The 24,062-nt window shown below is 33.3% G+C and carries 22 protein-coding genes; 9 read left to right on the plus strand and 13 right to left on the minus strand.

Going from position 1 to position 24,062, the window contains the following annotated elements:
• Positions 1-14: 14 nt before the first annotated feature.
• Together H3S74_RS08440 and H3S74_RS08445 are read right to left on the minus strand one after the other, a co-directional pair.
• Entirely contained in the window at positions 15-1,583 is a 1,569-nt protein-coding gene (locus H3S74_RS08440) for an SGNH/GDSL hydrolase family protein (RefSeq protein WP_198247665.1), read from the minus strand.
• Positions 1,584-1,635: 52 nt separating this feature from the next.
• Entirely contained in the window at positions 1,636-3,204 is a 1,569-nt protein-coding gene (locus tag H3S74_RS08445) for an oligogalacturonate-specific porin KdgM family protein (protein WP_198247666.1), read from the minus strand.
• Positions 3,205-3,502: 298 nt separating this feature from the next.
• Here H3S74_RS08445 and H3S74_RS08450 point away from each other — a divergent pair, with 298 nt between their 5' ends.
• Positions 3,503-5,014, plus strand: a complete 1,512-nt coding sequence (locus tag H3S74_RS08450; RefSeq protein WP_110446868.1) for an MFS transporter — start codon at positions 3,503-3,505, stop codon at positions 5,012-5,014.
• Positions 5,015-5,079: 65 nt separating this feature from the next.
• Here the strand turns inward: H3S74_RS08450 and H3S74_RS08455 are convergent, their stop codons facing one another.
• The 3 genes from H3S74_RS08455 to H3S74_RS08465 form a co-directional block, all read right to left on the minus strand.
• Positions 5,080-5,859 (minus strand): Cof-type HAD-IIB family hydrolase, encoded by a 780-nt coding sequence (locus tag H3S74_RS08455; protein ID WP_198201482.1) that lies wholly within the window; start codon positions 5,857-5,859, stop codon positions 5,080-5,082.
• A gap of 2 nt (positions 5,860-5,861) precedes the next feature.
• On the minus strand, positions 5,862-6,545 hold the full coding sequence (gene hda, locus H3S74_RS08460; protein WP_065651976.1) for a DnaA inactivator Hda: 684 nt from the start codon (positions 6,543-6,545) through the stop codon (positions 5,862-5,864).
• A 202-nt stretch (positions 6,546-6,747) separates the two neighbouring features.
• Positions 6,748-7,767, minus strand: coding sequence for a putative type VI secretion system effector (locus tag H3S74_RS08465; RefSeq protein WP_198247667.1), 1,020 nt, complete (start codon positions 7,765-7,767; stop codon positions 6,748-6,750).
• A gap of 512 nt (positions 7,768-8,279) precedes the next feature.
• Between H3S74_RS08465 and mnmG the strand changes: the two genes are divergently transcribed.
• Together mnmG and rsmG are read left to right on the plus strand one after the other, a co-directional pair.
• The gene (gene mnmG, locus H3S74_RS08470; protein WP_198247668.1) at positions 8,280-10,172 is read left to right on the plus strand and encodes a tRNA uridine-5-carboxymethylaminomethyl(34) synthesis enzyme MnmG; all 1,893 of its coding nucleotides are present in this window, start codon (positions 8,280-8,282) and stop codon (positions 10,170-10,172) included.
• Entirely contained in the window at positions 10,150-10,749 is a 600-nt protein-coding gene (gene rsmG, locus H3S74_RS08475; RefSeq protein ID WP_110448842.1) for a 16S rRNA (guanine(527)-N(7))-methyltransferase RsmG, read from the plus strand. The genes mnmG and rsmG overlap by 23 nt, the downstream gene beginning before the upstream one ends.
• A 29-nt stretch (positions 10,750-10,778) precedes the next feature.
• Here the strand turns inward: rsmG and H3S74_RS08480 are convergent, their stop codons facing one another.
• Positions 10,779-12,008 carry an N-acetylmuramoyl-L-alanine amidase gene (locus H3S74_RS08480; protein WP_198201486.1) on the minus strand — a complete coding sequence of 410 codons (1,230 nt, stop codon included), beginning with the start codon at positions 12,006-12,008 and terminating at the stop codon, positions 10,779-10,781.
• 254 nt (positions 12,009-12,262) lie between these two features.
• Here H3S74_RS08480 and miaB point away from each other — a divergent pair, with 254 nt between their 5' ends.
• The 6 genes from miaB (at position 12,263) to H3S74_RS08510 (ending at position 19,549) form a co-directional block, all read left to right on the plus strand.
• Entirely contained in the window at positions 12,263-13,690 is a 1,428-nt protein-coding gene (miaB, locus tag H3S74_RS08485) for a tRNA (N6-isopentenyl adenosine(37)-C2)-methylthiotransferase MiaB (protein ID WP_110448840.1), read from the plus strand.
• A gap of 65 nt (positions 13,691-13,755) precedes the next feature.
• Entirely contained in the window at positions 13,756-14,229 is a 474-nt protein-coding gene (locus H3S74_RS08490) for a hypothetical protein (RefSeq protein WP_110448839.1), read from the plus strand.
• Positions 14,230-14,260: 31 nt separating this feature from the next.
• Positions 14,261-15,274: a PhoH family protein gene (locus H3S74_RS08495; protein ID WP_232354881.1), complete on the plus strand. Its 1,014-nt coding sequence runs from the start codon at positions 14,261-14,263 to the stop codon at positions 15,272-15,274.
• A gap of 29 nt (positions 15,275-15,303) precedes the next feature.
• Positions 15,304-17,244, plus strand: a complete 1,941-nt coding sequence (mrdA, locus tag H3S74_RS08500; protein WP_198201611.1) for a penicillin-binding protein 2 — start codon at positions 15,304-15,306, stop codon at positions 17,242-17,244.
• Positions 17,245-17,246: 2 nt separating this feature from the next.
• On the plus strand, positions 17,247-18,353 hold the full coding sequence (gene mrdB, locus H3S74_RS08505; protein ID WP_065579035.1) for a peptidoglycan glycosyltransferase MrdB: 1,107 nt from the start codon (positions 17,247-17,249) through the stop codon (positions 18,351-18,353).
• A gap of 14 nt (positions 18,354-18,367) precedes the next feature.
• Positions 18,368-19,549 (plus strand): serine hydrolase, encoded by a 1,182-nt coding sequence (locus H3S74_RS08510; RefSeq protein ID WP_198222506.1) that lies wholly within the window; start codon positions 18,368-18,370, stop codon positions 19,547-19,549.
• Positions 19,550-19,735: 186 nt separating this feature from the next.
• Here H3S74_RS08510 and fliR read toward each other — a convergent pair whose 3' ends face one another.
• The 7 genes from fliR to H3S74_RS08545 are packed head-to-tail and all read right to left on the minus strand — an operon-like array spanning position 19,736 to position 23,888.
• Positions 19,736-20,539 carry a flagellar biosynthetic protein FliR gene (gene fliR, locus H3S74_RS08515; protein WP_198247669.1) on the minus strand — a complete coding sequence of 268 codons (804 nt, stop codon included), beginning with the start codon at positions 20,537-20,539 and terminating at the stop codon, positions 19,736-19,738.
• A 5-nt stretch (positions 20,540-20,544) separates the two neighbouring features.
• Positions 20,545-20,814 (minus strand): flagellar biosynthesis protein FliQ, encoded by a 270-nt coding sequence (fliQ, locus tag H3S74_RS08520; RefSeq protein ID WP_198247670.1) that lies wholly within the window; start codon positions 20,812-20,814, stop codon positions 20,545-20,547.
• A 21-nt stretch (positions 20,815-20,835) separates the two neighbouring features.
• Entirely contained in the window at positions 20,836-21,576 is a 741-nt protein-coding gene (gene fliP / locus H3S74_RS08525) for a flagellar type III secretion system pore protein FliP (RefSeq protein WP_370547590.1), read from the minus strand.
• A 6-nt stretch (positions 21,577-21,582) separates the two neighbouring features.
• Positions 21,583-21,984: a flagellar biosynthetic protein FliO gene (locus H3S74_RS08530; RefSeq protein ID WP_110448832.1), complete on the minus strand. Its 402-nt coding sequence runs from the start codon at positions 21,982-21,984 to the stop codon at positions 21,583-21,585.
• A gap of 20 nt (positions 21,985-22,004) precedes the next feature.
• Positions 22,005-22,385 carry a flagellar motor switch protein FliN gene (fliN, locus tag H3S74_RS08535; protein WP_034900937.1) on the minus strand — a complete coding sequence of 127 codons (381 nt, stop codon included), beginning with the start codon at positions 22,383-22,385 and terminating at the stop codon, positions 22,005-22,007.
• Positions 22,378-23,415 carry a flagellar motor switch protein FliM gene (fliM, locus tag H3S74_RS08540; protein ID WP_198247671.1) on the minus strand — a complete coding sequence of 346 codons (1,038 nt, stop codon included), beginning with the start codon at positions 23,413-23,415 and terminating at the stop codon, positions 22,378-22,380. The genes fliN and fliM overlap by 8 nt, the downstream gene beginning before the upstream one ends.
• A 5-nt stretch (positions 23,416-23,420) precedes the next feature.
• A complete protein-coding gene (locus H3S74_RS08545) occupies positions 23,421-23,888 on the minus strand; it encodes a flagellar basal body-associated FliL family protein (protein WP_034900941.1) in 468 nt (155 codons plus the stop codon).
• Between the last annotated feature and the right edge of the window lie 174 nt (positions 23,889-24,062).

Genomic DNA, 24,062 nt, shown 5'->3' on the forward strand with positions numbered 1-24,062 from the left:
TTTAATTTAATACCTTAATTTTTATTGATAAATTTTTTTACATCAACAAGATTCTGTTTTAATTGCGGATGGTTGCTAATTGCTGTCGCAATAATTTTAGCTATCGCATGCGCACCCTTTTCTTGAAAATGCGTAGCATCAGGATTGCCAATCACACCAGATGATTGGGTTTTGTAATAGGGATAGTTAGGATCATTAGGATCAACTACCAACCAATAAGACTGCCAGTCATCTTTATGTTGATTAGCGAAATCAATACTTAATGATTCCAAATCAATTAAAGCGACTTGGTTAACTTTAGCTGTATGTTTAATGGTACTAGAATAATCGCCCCAATAAGCAAAACCTGATTTATTGGTGGTGTAATGCAGATGACTAACAGGATTTTTATTCTGATCTTGATAAGCTATTTTATTATTTTTATCTTTATAACGAGTGACAGGAGTCATTAAAATTGGCGTCATATCTAACTCTTTCGCCACAGCAAGGTAACTTTCTAATGAAGCTTGAAACGACATATTTTCTTGATTTGATGGATACTGTTTTTGGTTATTAGCATCATTAGGATAAGTACACAAATTAGCAACATCCACTTTACCTCGTTTAGGGTTGCTACTGTCACATTTTTCATCATTATGACCAAAAGCGATGATCATATAATCACCGTTTTTCATAAAAGGTTTAATTAAATCAAACCAACCTTCGGTTTTAAAACTACGACTTGAACGACCTGATTGTGCACCATTAATAACAATGGTATCTGTTTTATCATCAATATACTGATCAAAAACTTGTCCCCACCCCATTCGCGGATAAACTTTTTTATCATAATTAGAAGCTGTCGAGTCACCTAAGATAAAAATACGCTTTTTAGCATTTATATTTTTTTCTTTTTGCTTAGCTGCTTGATAGTAATCTAAAGGGGCGTCTTGGCTAATTGGTACTAAACGCATATCGAACAATATTGTTTCAGTTACTTTACCTGTTGCCGAACTATATCCTCGATTAAATAACAGCACATCCAGTAGTTTAGTAATATCTTGATTTATATTCGTAATAGGATCAAAAGATTTATCTTCAATACCTATTTGATGTAATGCTTTATCAAATAATAGATTAAATTTATTATAAGTAGAGCTTAATGCAGCATCATCTATTGGAAAAGATGATTGATTATTAACCAAATCTTCTGAACCTAAAAGATTTACTTTTTTAGCTAATTCACTAGCTAAAAAATCAGTTAATGGATTAATATTAACCGTATTTTTCCGATCTTTTTGTAAACTATGGACATATGAAACTAAACAATTACCACTACAAATTAGGTTGTCATCCGCTTTTCGGGCAAGAGAGTTTTCATTAGTAAAAACAATTAGTGGTGGCGTTAGATTTGATACATCCTGCTGATAAAATCCTGCTTTATTACTGGTTGTTTGCAAAATTTTATTATTAGCATCACGAATAATTACCGATGAACTAATTGGTTTATTCACATAAATATAACCTTGTATTTCAGTACTTGCTAACACTTGGCTGATTGAAGTTGTAATCAATAACAGTCCAAAAAAGGTTTTCTTTATCATCTTTTCACCACTAACCGTTTTTTTAACACATCGCTTTATTAACTAGCTAAAATTAAAACAAATATGATAATCCTAGTGCTAATTTAGCTTCCCTTGCGTCAGAATGAACACTTTTTGCTACGTCTTCAGCAGCAAAATTCACTTGCCAAGCTTTAGTTGCTTGCCAGTTTATATCCAATTCTTGTTGATAATCGTGCCGTTTATCATTGTGTAGTACATAATTTCCTTTTAAGTATGAAAAGCGATAGCCAATATTCCAATCATCAGACAAGTTGATATCGGTACCTATATCAAAACGGTTACGTGATCGGTTATCAACATAGCCTTGGACACTATCTTCACGTTTACTTCTTGAAACCTTTCGATATTCAAACCGATATTGGCTATAAAACGATACATCATCACTTTGTAACCAAGTCAATTTTAAAGCAGGGGAATAACGAACACCTGGTCGTTGTGAGTCACTTACATCACCTAATTGATAATAAGGTAAGTTTTCTTTACTTTTAGCTTTATAACCACCACCAGAATAGAACCTAACTTCCATATTTGGAGTCAGTACCCACTGATCAGCTAAATAAAAATTGTAACCGCCATATATTTGATAATGGCTTGAAACAACATCATCAAAGAATAATCTATTTTTTAATTGGTTATAGGTATTTACACTAAGACCAACATAGCCTTTTTTATCAAAATCAGTATATAAACCAAAGCTATCACCATGATAATGCGAACTTAAACCATAATGATGTGCATATTTAAAATAGGTGTTGTAAGCAAAATCAGAGTTTTTACTATTTGATTGACCAAAAGCATAATTGAAACCAACTTTAAACTTAGCTTGTCTAGTATCAGTTGTTTTATTTTTTGATACATCAGAAATAGAAAAATAAGGACGGAATAATTTTGAATAATTATAGGTAATTTTAAATTCTTGCTCATAATCTGTTTTTTTATTGTTATAAACTTTATATTTATTTTTAACAAAAACTTTTTTTTCTACTTTATAAGAATTGTTAGTAAAATCACCAATATAATAGTTGAATGTATAAGCAAAATTAAATGCCTTAATGCCTGAGTACATTAATGCCCAATCTATACGGTTCCGCCCAGAATTACTGCTAGCAACATATTTAACTTGTTCACCAGATACTTTAGCTGTTTTATAACGTTCAGCATGAGATATTTTTTTCCATTCATAGCGATAACGTAAACTAGTTGCCCAATCACTATTAATTTTATAACTATATTTTAAACCCGGTTGGTAAAGCGTTGAATCTTTGGAAAAACCTAATTCTAATGACGGAATAATTGCTCCCCAGTTGTTATCAAGGGTATAAGTTTTTTGAATAACTACACCACCGGAACCACCATACATATCATCATATAAAACATCACGTTTATTTCCACCTCCTTCATTGACACCAAATTTAAATTCATACTGCCAATTATCATCAGTTTTATGAATTAACTTAATAGTATCACCGTGAATTCGATCCATTGATTTCCAGTTATGTTCATATTGAAAGGTTGTTTGACTTGAACCAGCAAAAGAATAGATAGGAAAGGTGGATAGAAACATTAAAAGCGGTATTTTTTTTAATTTAAAATGACTCATTATTGTTTTCCTATTTTTAATATATTTTTTGAAATACTGTTTTATATTTTTTATTATTTTTTTAATATTTTCTGTTAATAAGATCACAATTTCAGGAAACAATTTCAGAAAAACAATAACACTATGATATTTATCAATTTAATTTAAAATAATATCAACATATTAACTTTTCAAATTAAATAAATTGTTACCAACGTCACATTTCTTAAAAAATTTTGAAATAAATTTGTATAAATTTAGTATCATTCTAATAATATTTTTAAAACGGTATTTCATAATTATTAAAGGAAATAAATTTATGGCTGACAATCAAAAGAAAATAACCACACTAACTCGATTTTCGTATGGTAGTGGTAATTTGATAGGAAGTGGGGCGCTAGCAATTAGTGCTGCTTGGTTACTATATTTTTATACAACATTCTGTGGTCTTTCTGCATTTCAAGCAACATTAATTTTTTCAATCGCTACTTATTTAGATGTCATTCTAAATCCATTAATGGGATTTATTACTGATAATTTTAACCACACAAAACTTGGCCGTCGATTTGGCCGTCGCCGATTTTTCATTTTATTTGCCGTTCCATGTATGATTATTTACCCATTACTTTGGGTTGATGGCATGAATTTTTGGTACTACTTAACTACCTATATTTTATTTGAATTCATCTATACCATGATTATGATTCCATATAATACTTTACCGGTAGAGATGACCAAAAACTTTGATCAAAGAACTTACTTAGCCGGTTCTAAAGCAATGTTTGGTAAAGTTGCTAATTTCTTAGCTGCAGCAATTCCAGGGGTATTTTTCTATCTATTTGATGGTAAAGACTCCCCATTACCGTTCTTACTAACAGGTATTACTTATGCAACTATTATGGCTATTGCATTAATCTTGCTTTACCTAAATAGTTGGGAAAAATCAATTGATGAAATTGAAGATGAAACAACTTCTGGTCTTTGGGAAAGCATTGTTAAATTATTCTCAGATGTGTTTTCAACCTTCCGTTTAAAAACATTTAGAAACCATTTAGGTATGTATCTATTTGGTTTTGGTGCTGAATGGCTATTCGCGGCAACATTTACCTATTTTGTAGTATTTAACTTAGGCCAACCTAAAACTTTTGTTTCACAAATGAATAGTTTAAGTAGTATATGTCAGTTAATTTCAACGGCATTCTTTATGGCTTGGTGTGTAAAACGAGGATTCAAAAGACCATTTGTTATTGCAATACTAATCGTAATATCTTCAGTAATTGGTTATATCGGAGTCTATTATTTTAACATGCCTCATGTTACTTGGATTGTTATTGGTATTACAATTTGGTTTGGCTTAGGAACTGGTGGGGTTTATTACATTCCGTGGAGTGTATACACCTTCTTAGCTGATATCGATGAAGTATTAACCGGAAGACGTCGTGAAGGTATCTATGCAGGTGCAATGACCATGGCTGGAAAACTAATGCGAGCGACCATTGTATTTATTCTAGGGATTGTATTGAAATACTCAGGTTTTGTCTCTGGTGTAAATACCGTTCAACCAGATAGTGCAGTGACTGCAATCAACTTAGTTCTTATCTTTGGTGTGTGTGGAATGGCATTATTAGGTATTTTCTTTACTTACCGAATGAAATTAGACAAATCTACTCATGCACTTATTATTCAAGAACTTGATAGATTAAAAACTGGTGGTAAAAAAGAAGATGCAACACCAGAAATAAGAAGCTTAGTTAAAGAACTAACTGGCTTTGATTATGATAACTGTTTTGGTAACAATAATGTTGGTTTTAAACAACATCATCCAAAATAACGATTTATAATTAAATAAAAAATCATCTAATTGATAAGATTAGATGATTTTTTTTATATCTAAATTTAAATTAAACCAAATTTTTGCAGCGCTTTAGCAATACCATCATTATCATTATTATCGGTTATATACTCAGCTTTATCTTTCAAATCATCAACTGCATTAGCCATAGCAATTGGATGATCAACGGTTAAGAACATTTCTAAATCATTCATGCCATCACCAAATGCATAAGTAGGCACATTATCAAAACCTTTGGTTTTTAATAATTCATTAATGCCGTTACCTTTCGATCCACCATGGTTAAAGACATCAACACAATAATGAGTATTACGAATAAAAGTTAATTCAGGAAAAGCTTCTCGATAAGGCGATTCGCCTTGCTCACAAAGCAATAACAACATCTGAATCTGTTCTTTTAAATAAATTTGATCATCAACCGGAGGAATTTCTAGTTTTAAAGAACGATAAAACTGTTCGGTAGCTTGATTAATTTCACTGACTCTCATCTTATTATAATTATAAAAAGACAAAGGAATATTCATTTTTTCCCTTGAAAATTCATATAATCTAGTAATAACATTTTTATCAATATTATTGGTAAATACGACTTCTTTTTCATAAATAACAGCTTGGCCATTCATTGCTATAATCGAATTTATGCCCGTCTCTTTCATCAATTTAGCGGCTTCCATAGGGGTTCGGCCTGTTGCTAGCATAGGTATAATATTATTTTGCTTTAATCTTTCAATTGCAGCATAAGAACTTGGCAACACTTCTATATTACTATCAAATAAAGTACCATCTAAATCGAAAAAAACGATAGCATCAGGTTTTTTAGTCATTTTTACAAATCCAAAATATTTTTAATAAAAGGAATAGTTAATTTGCGTTGTTGAGCTAATGTTGCAACCTCAAATTTTTCCATTAAAGAAAACAATGTTCGCATATCGCGATTAACACGTTTTAACAAAAACAAACCAACTTCAGTTGATAACTCAAAGCCACTTAATTGCGCTCTAAGTTGCAGAGCTTTTAGTTTATCTTCATCACTTAATTCTTTTAGCTGATAAACCTGTCCCCAAGTTAATCTTGAAGCTAAATCAGGCAAGATAAAAGGAATTTGTTTAGGCGGAGCACAAGCAGTAATTAAAAGTTTACTAACATTTTTTTCAGTTAAACGGTTAAATAAATCAAATATTGCCTCTTCCCAATCTCGATGACCAGCTATGGCATCAATGTCATCTAAACAAACCAAATCATAATTATCTAAACCTTGTAAAATTTCAGGAACCAATAAAACATGTTGCTTTAATGGAATATAACTAGCTAATTTATTTTGGCTTGAAGCATGCAATAGATGCGTACGACCAGCTGCGCTTGCTGACCATATATAAAAGACATTAAAACCTTCCCTATCAAGTAAGGTTTGCAAAGAATCAAACAATAGCTGATTATCACCCACATAGAAACTATCAAATGTTTCGTTATTAGGTAATATAAAAGGTAAAGGCAACTGTGAAAGAGTAATAAAATGACCTCACAATAAAAATACAATCATACTAAGTATAAATTTGCTTTCACAAAAATCAATTACTTTTATAGAGAACAAAATAAGTTAGCAAAAGCAGCTATTAAAAATCGATATACAAAAACTAGTTAACCTACAAAAAAACAAATAATAACATAACTAAAATGCTATTTAGTTATAAACTTTAACTTATTATTATTCATTAATAATAAAATAAATTATTTTCATTTTTTCCAAGAAAGAACCTTTTAGAAGGTTTCACACTATTATGCTGCTTTTTTTGTTTTAATTTAGCGACTTTTTTATTAGTAAAACGTCTTAAATCCATTCTAGCTATTTTCGGCAGATTTAAAGTTTTAAAAATTTTCTCGGCTATTTTTGCTTTTTTATTAACATTAGGTATAGATTCAATAATCATACCAATACTGCAAAAAATACTACTACCAAAGAATATAGGTTTCATAAAAGAGATATATTCAGCTGTTAAATGAAGTAATTGATAGAGACTACCCCAAACTAAAATATAAAAAACATTAAAAAGAATCATAAAAAAAAGGATCAGAAATAATGTCGCTTTAGCTTGATGTATTAAATAAGCTATTCGTCCTTTACTGCAATTAGGACATATACTAATAATCCTTTCGTCAGGTTTAGTTAAAGCATAAAGTTCATAATGATCTTCTTGCCACTGCGCTATAACAGCAACTTTTTCACCCGCTTGAAAAGGGCAATCACCTATCCAACCTCGATAAATAACACCATCAATTTGAACATTAACAAAATTAGCCTTAATTAAAAAAGGATTAACTTTTTCTGCTAAGAAGCTTTTTTTAAATTTCTCAAAATCAAATTCAAGAGATGCAGCATTAATAGAAGGCTCTTTTGCTAATAAGCTTTTTTTAAATTCCTTAAAATCAAACTCAAGAGATGCTGTATCAATAGAAGAATTAACTTCTTTTGCTAAGAAATCTTTTTTTAATTCCTCAAAATTATACTCAGGAGATAAATCATTAATATAAGTATTAATGATCCTATTTTTAAGTTCGCTTTTAGGTACGAATTCGAAATAATTATACTCTTCTTCTAAATCTATACGCTCAATTATTCCTTTAATGCAGACAAATTCAGTCTCCCAGCTCGGTAGAACAGGATAAGTGGGTTGATGGCGCCAAGAACGACTGACGATCTTATTTTGAATTTTGTAGAACTGTTTAATACTCATAACAACATATTTATCTATACAACTTCTGCTATTATAAATTGTTTTTAACTAAAATCCTCTAATTAACTTAAATTAGCTGGCTTAATTTATGAGCAATAAAAGATAAAAATTTAAGCAAACAAATTTATTTTTTGTGGATAACTCTGTGACAAACAACGATCATAAGCTGTTATGATCGCATTAATAACCTTAATTGAAGTCAATGTTGTGGATAAATAAGAGAGTTATAAACAAGTTTAATTAAAAAAAGATCCGATCAATTAACAGAATTAACTGATCAATAAGATCATATAAAATAAACATAAAAACCAGTTATCAACAAAAAGGATCCAAGCTAATAATAGTAAAAATAAAAAGATCATATAAAAGATCTTATTTAATTTAGATCGCGATCAAAATAGATCATTTGACGTAATAAAAAAGATGCGTAAAATTCGTAACACTAAATAAAACCAAATCATCTGATCAAAAATAGTGATCATCTATCAGTAATATAAAAAACGAGGCTTTATATGTTTTATCCAGATCTTTTTGATGTCATCATTGTTGGTGGAGGTCATGCCGGAACTGAAGCTGCAATGGCATCAGCAAGAATGGGCCGAAAAACATTACTTTTAACGCATAATATCAATACATTAGGACAAATGTCTTGTAATCCAGCTATTGGTGGTATTGGTAAAGGTCACTTAGTAAAAGAGATTGATGCTATGGGCGGATTAATGGCGCAAGCTATAGATCTTGCAGGGATCCAGTTTCGGATCTTAAATAGCAGTAAGGGGCCAGCGGTAAGAGCAACACGTGCTCAAGCGGATCGATCCTTATATCGTAAAGTAATAAGAACTACACTGGAAAACCAAGAAAACCTAATGTTGTTTCAACAATCTGTTGAAGATGTGATCATTGAAAACGATCAGATCACAGGTGTTGTTACCCAAATGGGTGTCTCTTTTAAAGCAAAAGCTGTAGTACTTACAACTGGTACCTTTTTAGATGGTAAGATCCATATAGGTTTAGATAATTATAGTGGTGGTAGAACTGGCGATCCCGCTTCTATCGGTTTGTCTAAATCTTTACATCAATATCCATTTAGAATGGGACGATTAAAGACAGGAACACCACCACGTATTGATGCCAGAACAATAGACTTTTCTAAATTAGGCACTCAATATGGCGATGATCCAGTGCCAGTATTTTCATTTTTAGGCGATGCGAAACAGCATCCTAGACAGATCCCTTGTTATATAACAAGTACTAATGAAACAACCCATGAGATCATTCGCAATAGCTTAGATCGAAGTCCTATGTACACAGGTGTGATTGAAGGTGTTGGCCCGCGATATTGTCCGTCTATTGAAGATAAAATAATGCGTTTTGCTGATCGTAATTCTCATCAGATCTATTTAGAACCAGAAGGGTTAGATAGTAATGAGATTTATCCTAATGGGATCTCGACCAGTTTACCTTTTGACACACAATTAGCTTTTGTTCGTAGTATGAAAGGACTAGAAAACGCGAATATCGTAAGACCGGGTTATGCGATTGAATATGATTATTTTGATCCGCGTGATCTTAAACCAACTTTAGAAAGTAAAGTGATCAAAGGTTTATTTTTAGCTGGTCAAATAAATGGTACTACCGGCTATGAAGAAGCAGCTGCTCAAGGTATGTTAGCAGGTTTAAATGCAGCAAGATTTGTATATGATCAAGATCAATGGTTCCCTACTCGTGATCAAGCTTATCTAGGAGTATTAGTTGATGATCTTTGTACTTTAGGCACTAACGAACCTTACCGTATGTTTACTTCGCGTGCTGAATATCGCTTAATGTTACGTGAAGATAATGCCGATATTCGTTTGACTGAAATCGGCCGACAATTAGGCATGGTTGATGATTATCGTTGGCAACGATTTAATGAAAAATTTGAAGCTATTGAACAAGAAAGAGCCCGTCTTCGTGATATCTGGGTTCATCCTCATATTGAAACCATTGACGAAGTGAATGCTGTTTTAAGTGCTAATCTCACCAAAGAGGCCAATGGTGAAGAGTTGCTTAAACGCCCTGAAATGAGCTATAAAACACTACAATCATTATCGCTTTTTGCGCCTGGTTTAACTGATACTCAAGCTGCTGAACAAGTTGAGATACAAGTAAAATATGATGGTTATATAAAATTACAGATTGAAGAAATTGAAAGACAAAAAAGAAATGAAGAAACCCTTATTCCTGAGCACATTGATTATGGTGAAATATCAGGGTTATCTAATGAAGTCGTTGCTAAATTAAAACAGCATAAACCTGTTTCAATTGGCCAAGCTTCACGTATTTCTGGCATTACACCAGCGGCAATTTCAATGTTATTAGTTTATTTAAAAAAGAAAAACTATGTTAAAAAAGAAACTCATTAATCTTATTGATCAAACGGATCTTTCGATCACTTCTCAACAAATTGATCTATTGATCCATTATGTTGAAATGCTTAATAAATGGAATAAAGCTTACAATTTAACCGCAGTGCGCGATCCTAGTGAAATGTTAATTAAACATATTATGGATAGTTTAGTTGTTTCGCCTTATTTAGTTGGCAATACTTTTATTGATGTGGGAACAGGCCCTGGATTACCAGGGATCCCTTTAGCAATAATAAATCCTGATAAACAATTTGATCTGGTGGATAGTTTAGGTAAAAGAATTCGTTTTTTAAAACAAGTTCAATTTGAATTAAAATTAACTAATATTCAACCTATTCAAAGTCGTATAGAAGAATATAATGAGAAAAAATTTGATGGAGTCATTAGCCGAGCATTTGCTTCTTTGCAAGATATGCTAACTTGGTGTAAACATCTTCCTAATCAGCAAGGATCATTTTACGCATTAAAAGGTAGCGATCTTGATGTGATCCCTGAAGGGTTTACTCTTAAACAAAATATTAAACTGACTATTCCGGAGTTAAATGCTGAACGACGATTAATGATCATTCAGTAAAGGTAAAATTGATCTAAAAAATGATTAGATCAATTTTTACGACGTTTTAAATAATCTTTAATACCATCAACTATTGCTTTAGATACTTGATTTTGGAAGGAAGCAGTCTTAAGTTTTTGTTCTTCATTGATATTACTAATAAAGGCTGTTTCAACTAAAACTGATGGAATATCTGGTGCTTTTAATACTGCAAAACCAGCTTTTTCAATTGATGGTCTATGTAGTTTATTTACTTTCTTCATTCGGTTTAAAATAGCTGTACCTAATAATACCCCATTAGACAACGTTGTTTTTTGTACTAAATCTAAAATCGTATTATCTAAATATTTATCACCACTTCTACTCACCCCACCTATTTGATCGGCATTATTTTGGGTTTGAGCTAAATAACTGGCTGCTGAACTACTAGCTCCACGGGTAGATAACGCAAATACTGATGATCCTTTAACTGAGCGATTAGCAAAAGCATCAGCATGGATAGAAATAAATAGATCTGCATGTAAAGATCGTGCTTTCGCCACACGAACATTTAAAGGTATAAACACATCTTCCTTACGAGTCATATAGACTTTTACATTAGGTTCTTTTTTGAGCAAATTGTAAGTGCGGCGTGCAATTTGCAACACTATATCTTTTTCCCGAGTTTTTTTATAACCAATAGCGCCAGGATCTTCACCTCCATGGCCAGGATCAAGCATAACGATAATAGGTGAATTTTTCTTCTTATTAGATGATTTTATTTGTGATTGTTTTTTATTTAGCTCGCCTTTTTGATACTCTTCTAAGAGTGCTAAAAGCGGATCATCATCAGTTACAGCTGGTTTAGAAGGATAAAGATCAACGACTAATCGATGTTTGAATTCAGCAATCGGTGGTAATGTAAATGTATTTGGATCGATACCTTGTTTTAATTCAATCATCAAACGAACAGTTTTGGGATCTAACTGCAATGTCCGAATAGATTTAATAAAAGGATCTCGACTTAGTACTTTTGTTGAAATCGTTTTTAGTGTTGGATTTAAATTGAGATTATCAATATCAATAACAATACGATCGGGGTTGTGTAACTTTGCATGTTTATAGTTAAGTTTTGCGTTCGATTCTAACGTTATTCGTGTATAAGTTGATGATGGCCAAACACGCACAGCAATAATCTGAGCCATTGATGCAGCAAAACCAACCCGCGTGACAGACAATAAACAAGTTGCCATAATGCCTTTAATCAAAAAGCGTTTTGTTGGACTAAATGTTTTTGACATACTTAAACACTTATATTGTTAATAATATTAATAGGCTAAGAATAATAACATAAAATAAATAGAATGATTATTATAATTAGTTGTTTTTTCGATAAATTAATTACTAATTGTTTATTTTTTATATATAAAGTAATAAATATAGTTTTTTATATTTATTATAGACCCTACAATCACAAAGGATTACAATATGGCTCGCTAAAATCGCGGATTTAAACCCGTTTTCATTTTAACAATTAAATATAGCTGAGTTATTGATGAGCAAAAAATTACATATCAAAACTTGGGGCTGCCAAATGAACGAATATGATTCAACTAAAATGGCAGATCTCCTTGAATCCACCCATGGTTTAACCTTAACAGAAAATGCCGAAGAAGCAGATATTTTATTATTAAATACCTGTTCTATTCGAGAAAAAGCCCAAGAAAAAGTTTTTCACCAACTAGGTCGTTGGAAAAATTTAAAACAACATAATCCTAATATTATTATAGGTGTTGGTGGTTGTGTAGCGTCACAAGAAGGTGCCCATATTCGTAAACGAGCGCCTTTTGTTGATATTATTTTTGGACCACAAACTTTTCACCGTTTGCCAGATATGATTGAACAGATCCGCAGTGGTAATGGTCAGCATGTTGTTGATGTTAGTTTTCCTGAAATTGAAAAATTTGACCGTCTACCTGAACCACGTAGTGAAGGCCCAACGGCATTTGTATCCATAATGGAAGGATGTAACAAATACTGTACTTATTGTGTGGTACCTTACACTCGTGGTGAAGAGGTAAGTAGACCTTGTGATGATGTAATTTATGAAATTGCTCAGTTAGCAGAACAAGGTGTTCGTGAAGTGAATTTATTAGGGCAAAACGTAAATGCCTATCGCGGACCAACCTTTGATGGTGATATCTGTTCTTTTGCTGAATTATTACGTTTAGTTGCTGCTATTGATGGTATTGATCGTATTCGTTTTACCACTAGCCATCCAATTGAATTTACAGATGACATTATCGATGTTTATCGTGATACGCCTGAACTGGTTAATTTTTTACATTTACCTGTACAAAGTGGTTCTGATCGCGTATTGAATTTGATGAAACGAACTCATACTGCAATTGAATATAAATCAATTATTCGTAAATTACGTAAAGTTCGCCCAGATATTCAAATCAGTTCTGATTTTATTGTTGGTTTCCCTGGTGAAACTCAAGAAGATTTTGAACAAACTATGAAATTAATCGCTGATGTTAATTTTGACTTAAGTTATAGTTTTGTCTATTCAGCTCGTCCAGGTACGCCTGCTGCAGAAATGGAAGATAATGTTTCTGAAGAAGAGAAAAAACAACGGCTCTATATTCTTCAAGAGCGAATCAATCAACAAGCTATGCAATTTAGTCGTCGCATGTTAAATACCGTACAACGTATTTTAGTTGAAGGTCCATCTAAAAAGGATCTTATGGAATTAACCGGCCGAACTGAAAACAATCGAATTGTTAATTTTGCTGGACATCCAGATATGATTGGTAAATTTGTTGATGTTGAAATTACCGATGTTTATCCTAACTCATTGCGTGGTAAAGTAGTGAGAACTGAAGATCAGATGGATCTACGGGTTAGTGAATCACCAATATCAGTTATTTCCCGAACTCGTAAAGAAAATAATTTAGGCGTTGGTATTTATCAACCATAATTATACAAATAGTGGTGTAATTTAATTAATAATAAAGATGGTAATTTATAAATAAGGAATATTAAGTGTTTATTATATTTGGTACAAAAGGACGTGAAGTTAATGAACATACAGGACCATTTAATTGCCCGAACTGTTGTGCACAGCAAAATATTGCTGGTGATAAAAAACAACATCAGTATACGCAAATAAAGGTAGCCAAATATTTTACGCTATTTTTTATTCCTATTTTTAGTTTTCAAACTTTAGGTCGATATATTAAATGCCAACACTGTAATTCTGATTTTAATGAAAATGTTTTAACTTATATTCCACCTACATTTGAACAGCAAGTAGCATCTTATGTCGAGCAAGAGTTAAAAAGTGGTACACCTATCACGATGGTTATCAATAAGTTGAAAAGCCAAGGGCTCGATAATAATCAAGCAACTAGTGCTGTGAATAATGTAGTTGGTGACAACATAGTGACTTGTCATCATTGCCATATGGATTTTTTAAAAGGTGTTGAAAAATGTTCTTTATGTGAAGAGCGTATTTGATCATTAACCTGAATAATTAGAGGACTTATCATTGAATATTACGACCCATGAAACCGTGCTAGAGCCAGCAGATAATCAGCGACTTAATAGTCTTTGTGGTCCTTATGATGACAATATTAAACAACTTGAACGTCGTTTAGGGATTGAAATAAATCACCGTGGTAATCTCTTTGCCATCACTGGTGATACCATTTGTGTAAAAGCTGCATCAGAAATATTACAATCGCTTTATAAGCAAACTAAACAAAAAGATAATATTATCGATATTGAGCCAGAGCAGATACATTTAGCTATTAAAGAATCTGGTGCTTTAGAAAAAGCTAAAGAGCATCTTCCTGCGTATGTTGATCTGCATGGTAGTAAGCAAGTCATGATAAAAACCAAACGTGGAGTAATAAAACCACGTACACCTAATCAGGCTCAATATATTGCTCATGTATTAGATTATGATATTTCTTTTGGTATTGGTCCGGCTGGTACCGGAAAAACCTATTTAGCGGTAGCCGCAGCGGTTGATGCACTAGAAAAACAGCAAATTAGACGTATCGTTTTAACTCGCCCTGCGGTTGAAGCCGGCGAAAAACTAGGTTTTTTACCTGGTGATTTAAGTCAAAAAGTCGATCCTTATTTACGTCCACTTTATGATGCATTGTTTGAAATGCTTGGTTTTGAAAAAGTTGAAAAACTAATCGAAAAAAGTGTTATTGAAGTTGCTCCATTAGCCTATATGCGTGGGCGTACTCTTAATGATGCCTTTATTATTCTTGATGAAAGCCAAAATACCACAATAGAGCAAATGAAGATGTTTTTAACGCGTATTGGTTTTAATTCTAAAGCGGTCATCACTGGTGATATTACGCAAATTGATTTACCTCGTCACCAAAAATCAGGATTACGCCATGCCATCGAAGTATTAAGCGAAGTTGATGATATTAGTTTTAATTTTTTCAAGAGTGAAGATGTCGTTCGCCATCCTGTCGTAGCTAGAATTGTTAATGCTTATGAAAAATGGGAACAACAAGAACACAAGCAACAACAGTTATAAACAGAATTTAGAGGAGCTATATTATCTCTATTTCAGGTAAAACAAAAAAGGGCAATATTCGCGATCACTCAGCAGAAACAAACTTATTTTTGCGTAGGGCGTTGTTTGCATTTGTGGTAATTATTCTATTAATTTTTGTGTTATTAGCCAATTTAGCTGATCTACAAATTTCAAACTTTAGTTATTACAGTACCAAATCAAACAACAATCGTATTGAAATTATCCCTATTCCTCCTAGTCGCGGTATGATTTATGATCGTAATGGTACACCATTGGCGATAAATAATATTACCTATCAACTTAATATTGTTCCTGATAAAACCAAAAACCTTAATGAACAGTTTGAACAGTTAAAAATGATTGTTGATTTAACTGATGAAGATATTGAGAATTTCCAAAAGGAACGCCGTAATTATCGGGCTCATCGACCTGTGCCACTAAAAGAAAATCTAACCGAAAAACAAATAGCACGTTTTATTGTTGATCAGCATCGTTTTCCATTTGTGTCGATTGTTAAAATTCAACATCGATATTATCCATATGGCGCTTCACTTACCCATATTCTTGGCTATATCTCTAAAATAAATACTCAAGATAAACAACGTTTAGAAGAAGAAAATAAAGCCAGCGATTATGTGGCTACTTTCAATATTGGTAAAATGGGGATTGAACGGTATTACGAAGATGTCTTACATGGTACGGCTGGTAATGAAAAAGTTGAAGTAAATAGCCGAGGTCGTATTGTTCGCTTACTTGAACAACATCCACCACAAGCTGGTGAAGATATCTATTTATCCATCAACCTTAAATTACAACTCTATATTGAATCACTACTTACTGGACGAAAAGCATCAGTTGTTGCTATTGATCCCAATAATGGTGAAGTATTAGCAATGGTGTCTAGCCCTAGTTATGACTCAAATGATTTTGTTGGTGGTATTTCCAGTAAAAAATATAGTGAGTTACTTAATGATCCAAGTAAACCACTATTTAACCGAGCTTTACTTGGTGCTTACCCTCCTGCTTCAACGGTAAAACCATTTATTTCGATAGCCGCTTTAAGTGAAGGTGTCGTTTCACCGAAAAGTGTGGTTAATGATCCTGGCTGGTGGCAATTACCCGGTACAGAAAGACGTTATCGAGATTGGCTAAAATGGGGGCACGGCCATGTTGATGTATTACGAGCAATTGAAGAATCGGTAGATACCTATTTTTACCAAGTTGCTTATGATATGGGTATTGATCGCCTAAATTTATGGATGACTAAGTTTGGTTATGGTGAGCGTACCGGCATTGATATTTCGGCTAATGAAGAGACTCGTGCGGTTATGCCAAGTCGGGAATGGAAATTGAAGCGCCATAAAAAATCTTGGTTACAAGGTGACACCATTCCAGTTGGTATAGGTCAAGGTTATTGGACTGCCACACCTATGCAAATGGCTAAAGCCTTAACCACATTAATTAATAATGGTAAAACTTTTACGCCGCACTTTTTACTCTATAAAAAAAGTGACATTATTAATACTAATCAGAATCAGCCAACTATTGATCCCGAAAAATATGTTGAACCTAATAGCCTAGTTGATGTTAATCCAGCCTATTGGGCATTAGCTAAAGAAGGTATGCATCGAGTTATGTTTGGTGCTCGAGGTACTGCACGTAAAGTTTATGCTGGTGCTAAATATCAAGCGGCAGGTAAGTCAGGTACCGCTCAAGTTTATGGTTTAAAAGAAAACGAAACTTATAATGCCCATAAAATACCCGAACATTTACGTGACCATGCCTTATTTATCGCTTATGCACCTTATGATAAACCGAAAATAGCGCTAGCTATAGTCCTTGAAAATGGTGGCGGTGGTAGCTCCAATGGCGGTGCAGTAGCCCGTAAAATATTGGATTATTATCTTGAGGGTGATAACTCAACAGAATTAGATGATGCATCATCATCGACGACAGGACATGAAGATTAATTATGAACAATATTAAGAAATCTTTTTGGCAAAAGATACATATCGATCCCCTTTTTTGCTTATTTATAACCTTACTACTTGGTTATAGCCTTTATATTTTATGGAGTGCTAGTGGCCAAAATGTAGATATGATGCAAAAACGAGTAATCCAAATAATTCTTGGTTTTTTTGTGATGATTGTTTTTGCCCAAATTTCACCGCGAAGCTATGAACAGTGGGCACCTTATCTCTATATTGCCTGTATTATTATATTACTATTAGTTGATATTTTCGGTTATACCAGTAAAGGTGCTCAACGTTGGTTAGATTTAGGCGTCATTCGTTTTCAACCGTCAGAAATTGCTAAAATTGCTGTACCATTAATGGTAGCTAAGTTTATTCATCGTGACGGCTGCCCACCACCGCTTAAAACAACTTTGCAAACTTTAGCTATTATTGGTGTACCTACCTTATTAGTAGCAATGCAACCCGATTTAGGAACGGCTATTTTAATTATTATGTCGGGTATTTTTATTATATTTTTAGCTGGGATTAACTGGCGATTTATTCTTGTTGCTTTGATATTGATAGCCATATTTTTACCGATTATGTGGTTTTATTTAATGCATGATTATCAACGTGAACGAGTATTAACATTATTTAATCCTGAGCGTGATCCTAATGGTGCTGGCTATCATATCTTGCAATCGAAAACCGCGATAGGATCGGGGGGAATATGGGGTAAAGGTTGGCTTGAAGGTACGCAATCTCAGCTAGAATTTTTACCGGAAAGACATACTGACTTTATCTTTTCAGTTATCGCTGAAGAGTTTGGCTTTATTGGCTCTATTGTTTTGTTAGTCTTGTTTTTATGCTTAATTATACGTGGATTAATTATTGCTGCTCAGGCACAAACGACGTTTGGACGAATACTGTCTGGTGGTTTGATTTTGGTATTTTTTGTCTATGTATTTATTAATATCGGTATGGTCAGTGGAATCTTACCAGTAGTTGGTGTACCATTACCTCTAATAAGTTATGGTGGCTCTTCTCTGGTCGTTTTAATGGCAAGTTTTGGCATTATGATGTCTATTCACACTCATCGATACATGTTATCTAAAAACATTTAACGGAATTTTTATAAATGAAAAAGAAATTAAAATTATCTTTTGGCTTATTGGCGCTTGCAATATGTTCTTCTGCCTCTGCAGAGATGGCTTTTCCTATTCCAGCTATCCCTCAATTAGATGCAGAAGCCTATATTTTAATCGATGCCAAATCAGGCGAAATCCTAGCGCAATATAATGCTGAACAACAACGCGATCCAGCAAGCTTAACTAAAATGATGACAAGTTATGTTGTTGGTCAAGCATTAGAATCAGGCCGTATTAAAAATGATGATATGGTACTGGTGAGTAAAGATGCATGGGCAACCGGTAATCCTGTTTTAAAAGGTTCATCATTGATGTTTTTAGAGGTTGGTAAAACAGTTTCGGTTGCTGATTTGAATAAAGGTATCATTATTCAATCGGGTAATGATGCATGTATCGCTATGGCTGAACATGTTGCTGGTAGTCAGGGTGCTTTCGTTAATTTAATGAATGAATATGCCAAAAAAATAGGTTTGCAACATACCCATTTTGAAACGGTACATGGTCTTGATGCGCCAGGACAGTATACAACAGCTAAAGATATGGCACTATTAGGTCAAGCTTTGATTCGTGACTTACCAACTGAATATGCTATCTATAAAGAAAAAGAGTTCACCTATAACCTGTCTAAACCACAATTGAATCGCAATGGTTTACTTTGGGATACAACTTTAAACGTAGATGGTATTAAAACCGGTCATACGAATGCTGCTGGTTATAACCTTGTTGCATCAGCGGTTGATGGTAATACCCGTTTAATTTCAGCCGTGCTTGGTGGCCGAACCTTTAAAGGTCGTGAAGAAGAGAGTAAAAAATTACTCACTTGGGGATTCCGATTCTTTGAAACGGCTAATCCAGTTAAGCCTAATGCGCCATTAGTGACAGAGTCAGTTTGGTATGGCGATCAAAACAAAGTAAATTTAGGGACTATTAATGGTGCTTATATTACTGTGCCAAAAGGCCGTTCAGCTGATGTTAAAGTACAATACACCATTGATGATTACATCTATGCGCCAATTATCAAAGGTGCTGCGGTTGGTAAAATTCAATTTTTATTAGATGATAAAGTGATCAACGAACAACCTTTAGTTGCCCTTGAAAATGTTGAAGAAGCAGGCTTCTTTGGAAATATTTGGGATTGGATAAGCTTACAATTCCATAAATTATTTAATTAATTTTTAAGTTATAATTAACTTGAACCGTTGTGTAACGCAAAGCTACACAGCGGTTTTTTTATTATCTCGTATAAGCAACTATTAGTTATATACATGATTAATAACCTTTAATGTTAAGGCTAAAAAACCCCGTTCCTCAAAATTTTTGTTAAAAGATACCCCTGAATTTTATTAAGCTTAATTGGCTTAATTATTGGTGGTTGCAAGATAGATTAAAATTTGCGAAGTGGTTGAAAATATCTGTTCTAAAATAAATTCAATAAATGAAGGCAAGGTGGAAAATAAATAACTTAACATCATTAAGCCACATAATAAGGTGAGTGGATAGCCAACTACAAAAATTGATAACTGAGGGGTAATTCTATTTAATAGCCCTAATGACAAATTAATAATCAGCAATAACGTCATTAATGGTAATGCCAACATAACGCCATTACTAAATAATAGACCGGTTGTTTCGATTAAGGCTAAGTGACCGTTGGCCTTTAAAGGTGAAACGCTAATAGGAATAATCTCAAAGCTGTTAGCTAATCCATACAGTAACCATAGATGGCCATCTAAGCTGAGAAATATCAACAAGGCAATAATGTTAATTAAACGTGACAGTACAGAAGTAGATGGTCCACCAATAGGATCATAAAAGGTCGCCATGCCTAACCCCATTTGCATACCAATTAATTCACCGGCAAATCTTACCGTTAAAAAAGTAAGTTGTATGGTAAAACCGATTATGATGCCAATCATGATTTGCTGGGCAATAACCCAGATACCGAGTAATGAATAAAGAGTAAGGTTGTCGTCTAACTTTGGTAACGGTAATAAAATGACGATCAGCACTGCTAAACCAATTTTTAACCGATTTGGCACCTCTTTTTCACCGACAATAGGTGCGACCATAATTAGCGCTAAAATACGGGTAAAAGGCAGAAAACTTGATCGAACCCAAGCAAAAAAATCAATATTAAACAGATCGTGAATCGAGGAGTACATTAAGGTTAACTAGTTAAGTTAGGAATATCAGTAATAACCAGACGGATATAATCGATCATAGTTGTCAGCATTGAGGGGCCTAAAATGATTAATACTAACACCACCGCTAAAATCTTAGGAATAAAAGATAAGGTCATTTCATTAATTTGGGTTGCAGCTTGTAACAAACTGATAATTAACCCAGTGACTAAGGCTGCGAGTAATAAAGGGCCTGCAAGTGATGCGGCAATTTTGATTGCTTGAATGGCAAAATGGCTAATATATTCAGAAGGCATATAATCCCTTTACTGTTGGCGTTAATTAAAAAAGCTTTGTGCTAATGAACCTAACAATAAATGCCAGCCATCAGCTAATACAAACAACATAATTTTAAAAGGTAGTGATACTGTTGCTGGTGGTACCATCATCATCCCTAATGCCATTAATGTACTGGCAACAACTAAATCAATGACTAAAAAAGGAATAAACAGAGTAAAGCCAATTTGAAAAGCGGTTTTAAGTTCACTAACCACAAAAGCGGGGACTAAAACTCGTAGCGGGGTATCTTCACGGGTTTGAATATCATCAGTATGGGACATATTAACAAATAGCGTTAAATCACTTTCACGAGTTTGACTCAACATAAATTCACGCAGTGGTTTGCTTGCCTGCGTCAAACTTTGTTGCATAGTGATTTGTTGTTGTGAATAGGGAAGATAAGCATCTTGATATATTTTATCCAATGTTGGTGACATAATAAAAAATGTCATAAATAGTGCAATACCCAAAATTAATTGATTAGGTGGTGCTGATTGGGTACCAAGAGCACTACGTAATAGCCCTAACACAATAATAATACGAGTAAAACTCGTCATTAATAATAATATAATTGGGATAAAAGTTAGTAGGGTTAAAAAAACTAAAGTTTCAACTGGTAATGACCAAGTTTGCCCTTCTGGTAGTGAGGTTTGAGTAACAATTGTTAACGGTGATAATTCAGCATAACTATATTGGCTGGCCAGCAATAAGCTAAATAAAATAACAAGTTTTAACCGCACAATTAATCACACCTTTTTACTGTTTAACACAGATCTTAATATCTGATTGAACAGATTATTTTTTGACTGTTGTTCAACGTCAGCTGGCTCTGCGAATAACATTTCAGTACGTTGTTCATTGATAGTATGGAGTAAAGTCATTTGTTGTGCTGTAACCCCGACCACCAGTAATTGATGATCAACATAAACCAGCATAATGCGATCTTTGGCATTTATATTGTAAGTTGCTTTAACATCAATGAATTGCTTAGTAGATTTTTGCCAACCTAACCGTTTTATTAGCCAGATTAAAACGAAAATAATGGTGATGACACTAAAAAAGGCTATTCCTATTTGGCTATATAAACTTGATTCAGCAGGAATAGACGAAAAGTTTTGTATACCGGAGTTGATAGTTGATTCGCTCATGGTTATCTCATTAATGTTTATTAACGACTTAATCTACGTACCCGTTCTGATGGGGTAATAATATCGGTAATTCGTACACCATAATTGTCACCCACCACCACGATCTCGCCTTGCGCAATTAAGTAACCGTTAATTAAAATATCTAATGGCTCACCAGCTAAACCATCTAAGGCGATAACTGAGCCTTGAGTTAAATTTAATAGATCTTTAATGGCCATTTTGGTGCGGCCAAGTTCAACACTTAAATTAACCGGAATATCTAAAATAAGATTAATATCTTGTTCTTTTACATTTGACGGTTGGGGAGAAAGGGTTTCAAAAATAGCTTCTGTCGTTACCGATTCTTCATCAGTTAAGTTAGTTGCTTGGCTATCATCACTGTTATTTGGCATATCACTCATTGAACACTCCTTCATTCAATTGTTCTAATACAGGGTTGCTTATTTGCTCTACTTGAATTGCATATTGTTTATTTACACTACCATATTGGCCTTTTAAAACCGGTACGCCACCAATAGTGGCATCTAGGCTGGTTGGTTTTTCAATATCTAAAATGTCGTTTACTTTTAATGCTAATAATTTGGCAACAGTTGTTTGAATATTTGTAAAATTAGCGACTAACTCAACCGTTGATTGTTTAATACCGCTAGTGAGGGAACTCATCCAGACATTATCATCTTGATGGGTTTGACTTTCGATCGGTGGTTTAATTAATAGCTCTTTGATAGGTTCAACCATTGTATATGGAATGCATATGCAGAAAGTTGCTTTAAAGCTTCCAATTTCAATTAAAAAGGTGGACGTTAACACAACATCATCGGGAGAGCTGGTGATATTAGTAAATTTACTCTCAACTTCAGAACGAATATATTCAGTTTCAATACTGTATACGTCAATCCATGAATTTTGATATGTAGTTAAAGCAAGATCTAATACTCGTCTAATAATTTCTTGTTCGGTATGAGTAAATTCACGTCCTTCCGTTTCCATATTGGTGGTATGTCCATCACCGCCAAAAAGCGTATCAACAACAATAAATACCAGTTCTGGTGAAAAAGAAAATAAGCAGCTTCCCCGTAAAGGATTAAGATGAACTAAATTTAAATGGTACGTTGCCGAAATATGCGAAAACTCTTTAAATGTTTTTGGCTCAATTGGCGAGGTAATAACATCCGTGTTACGACGTAATAAATTAAATAAACCAATTCGAAATTGACGAGCAAAGCGTTCATTAATGATTTCTAATGCTGTTAGTCTTTCAGGGATAAAACTATGTTTAACTGATATATCATAAGGTTTTACTTCAGTCCGTTTGCTTTGCTGTGATTGATAATTTTGCACAATATTTTTTTCAATACTGGCAGCATTATTCGGTGAATGTTTAGTTAAAGATTCACTTTTATCGCTAGTAGATTGAAGCTTATCAGACATGATAATTACCTTATAATGAAATCAGTGAATAATACTTCATCAATTTTTACTGAATGTTTGGCATCGTATTGACGTGATAATGCTGTTTTTATTTGCTCTTGTAATTCGAGTTTGCCAGACTCTTTTTTCAAATTATTGACATATTGTTTTGAGGTTAACAGCAATACATCACTTCTTACTTCAGGCAAATATTCTAATAATACCGTTTTTTGATCTTCATCTTCGACACGTAACACCATACCAACATATAGAATTTTATTGATATCTAAATTATCTTCAGAAGGTGGTAATGTAATGGTAAATGGTTTTAAGGTTAAAAAAACTGGTGATGAAACTTGAGGTTCTTGATGAGTGTGCGTCGTATTTTTAGCTTGATTTTCGAACCATAAATAAGCTGCTGAACCTATTGCGAGTAAGGTAATTAGAATAAGTATTAGGTTTAAAATTCTTACTTTTTTATTGGTGGTTTGCATATTTATTATTGTCTCAATGAAAATTAACGAAAGATTTGTAGCTATTTAAATAACCAAAAATTACCAAAATAATAAATCATGCCGTAAGAATTAATCGGAAGAATAGGCAATAAAAATATTATCTATTCAACCTTTTTAATATTAAGTTATCAAAGTTAAACACAGCGATAAGCC

Source organism: Gilliamella sp. W8126 (assembly GCF_016102185.1).
Lineage (GTDB): Bacteria > Pseudomonadota > Gammaproteobacteria > Enterobacterales > Orbaceae > Gilliamella > Gilliamella apis_A.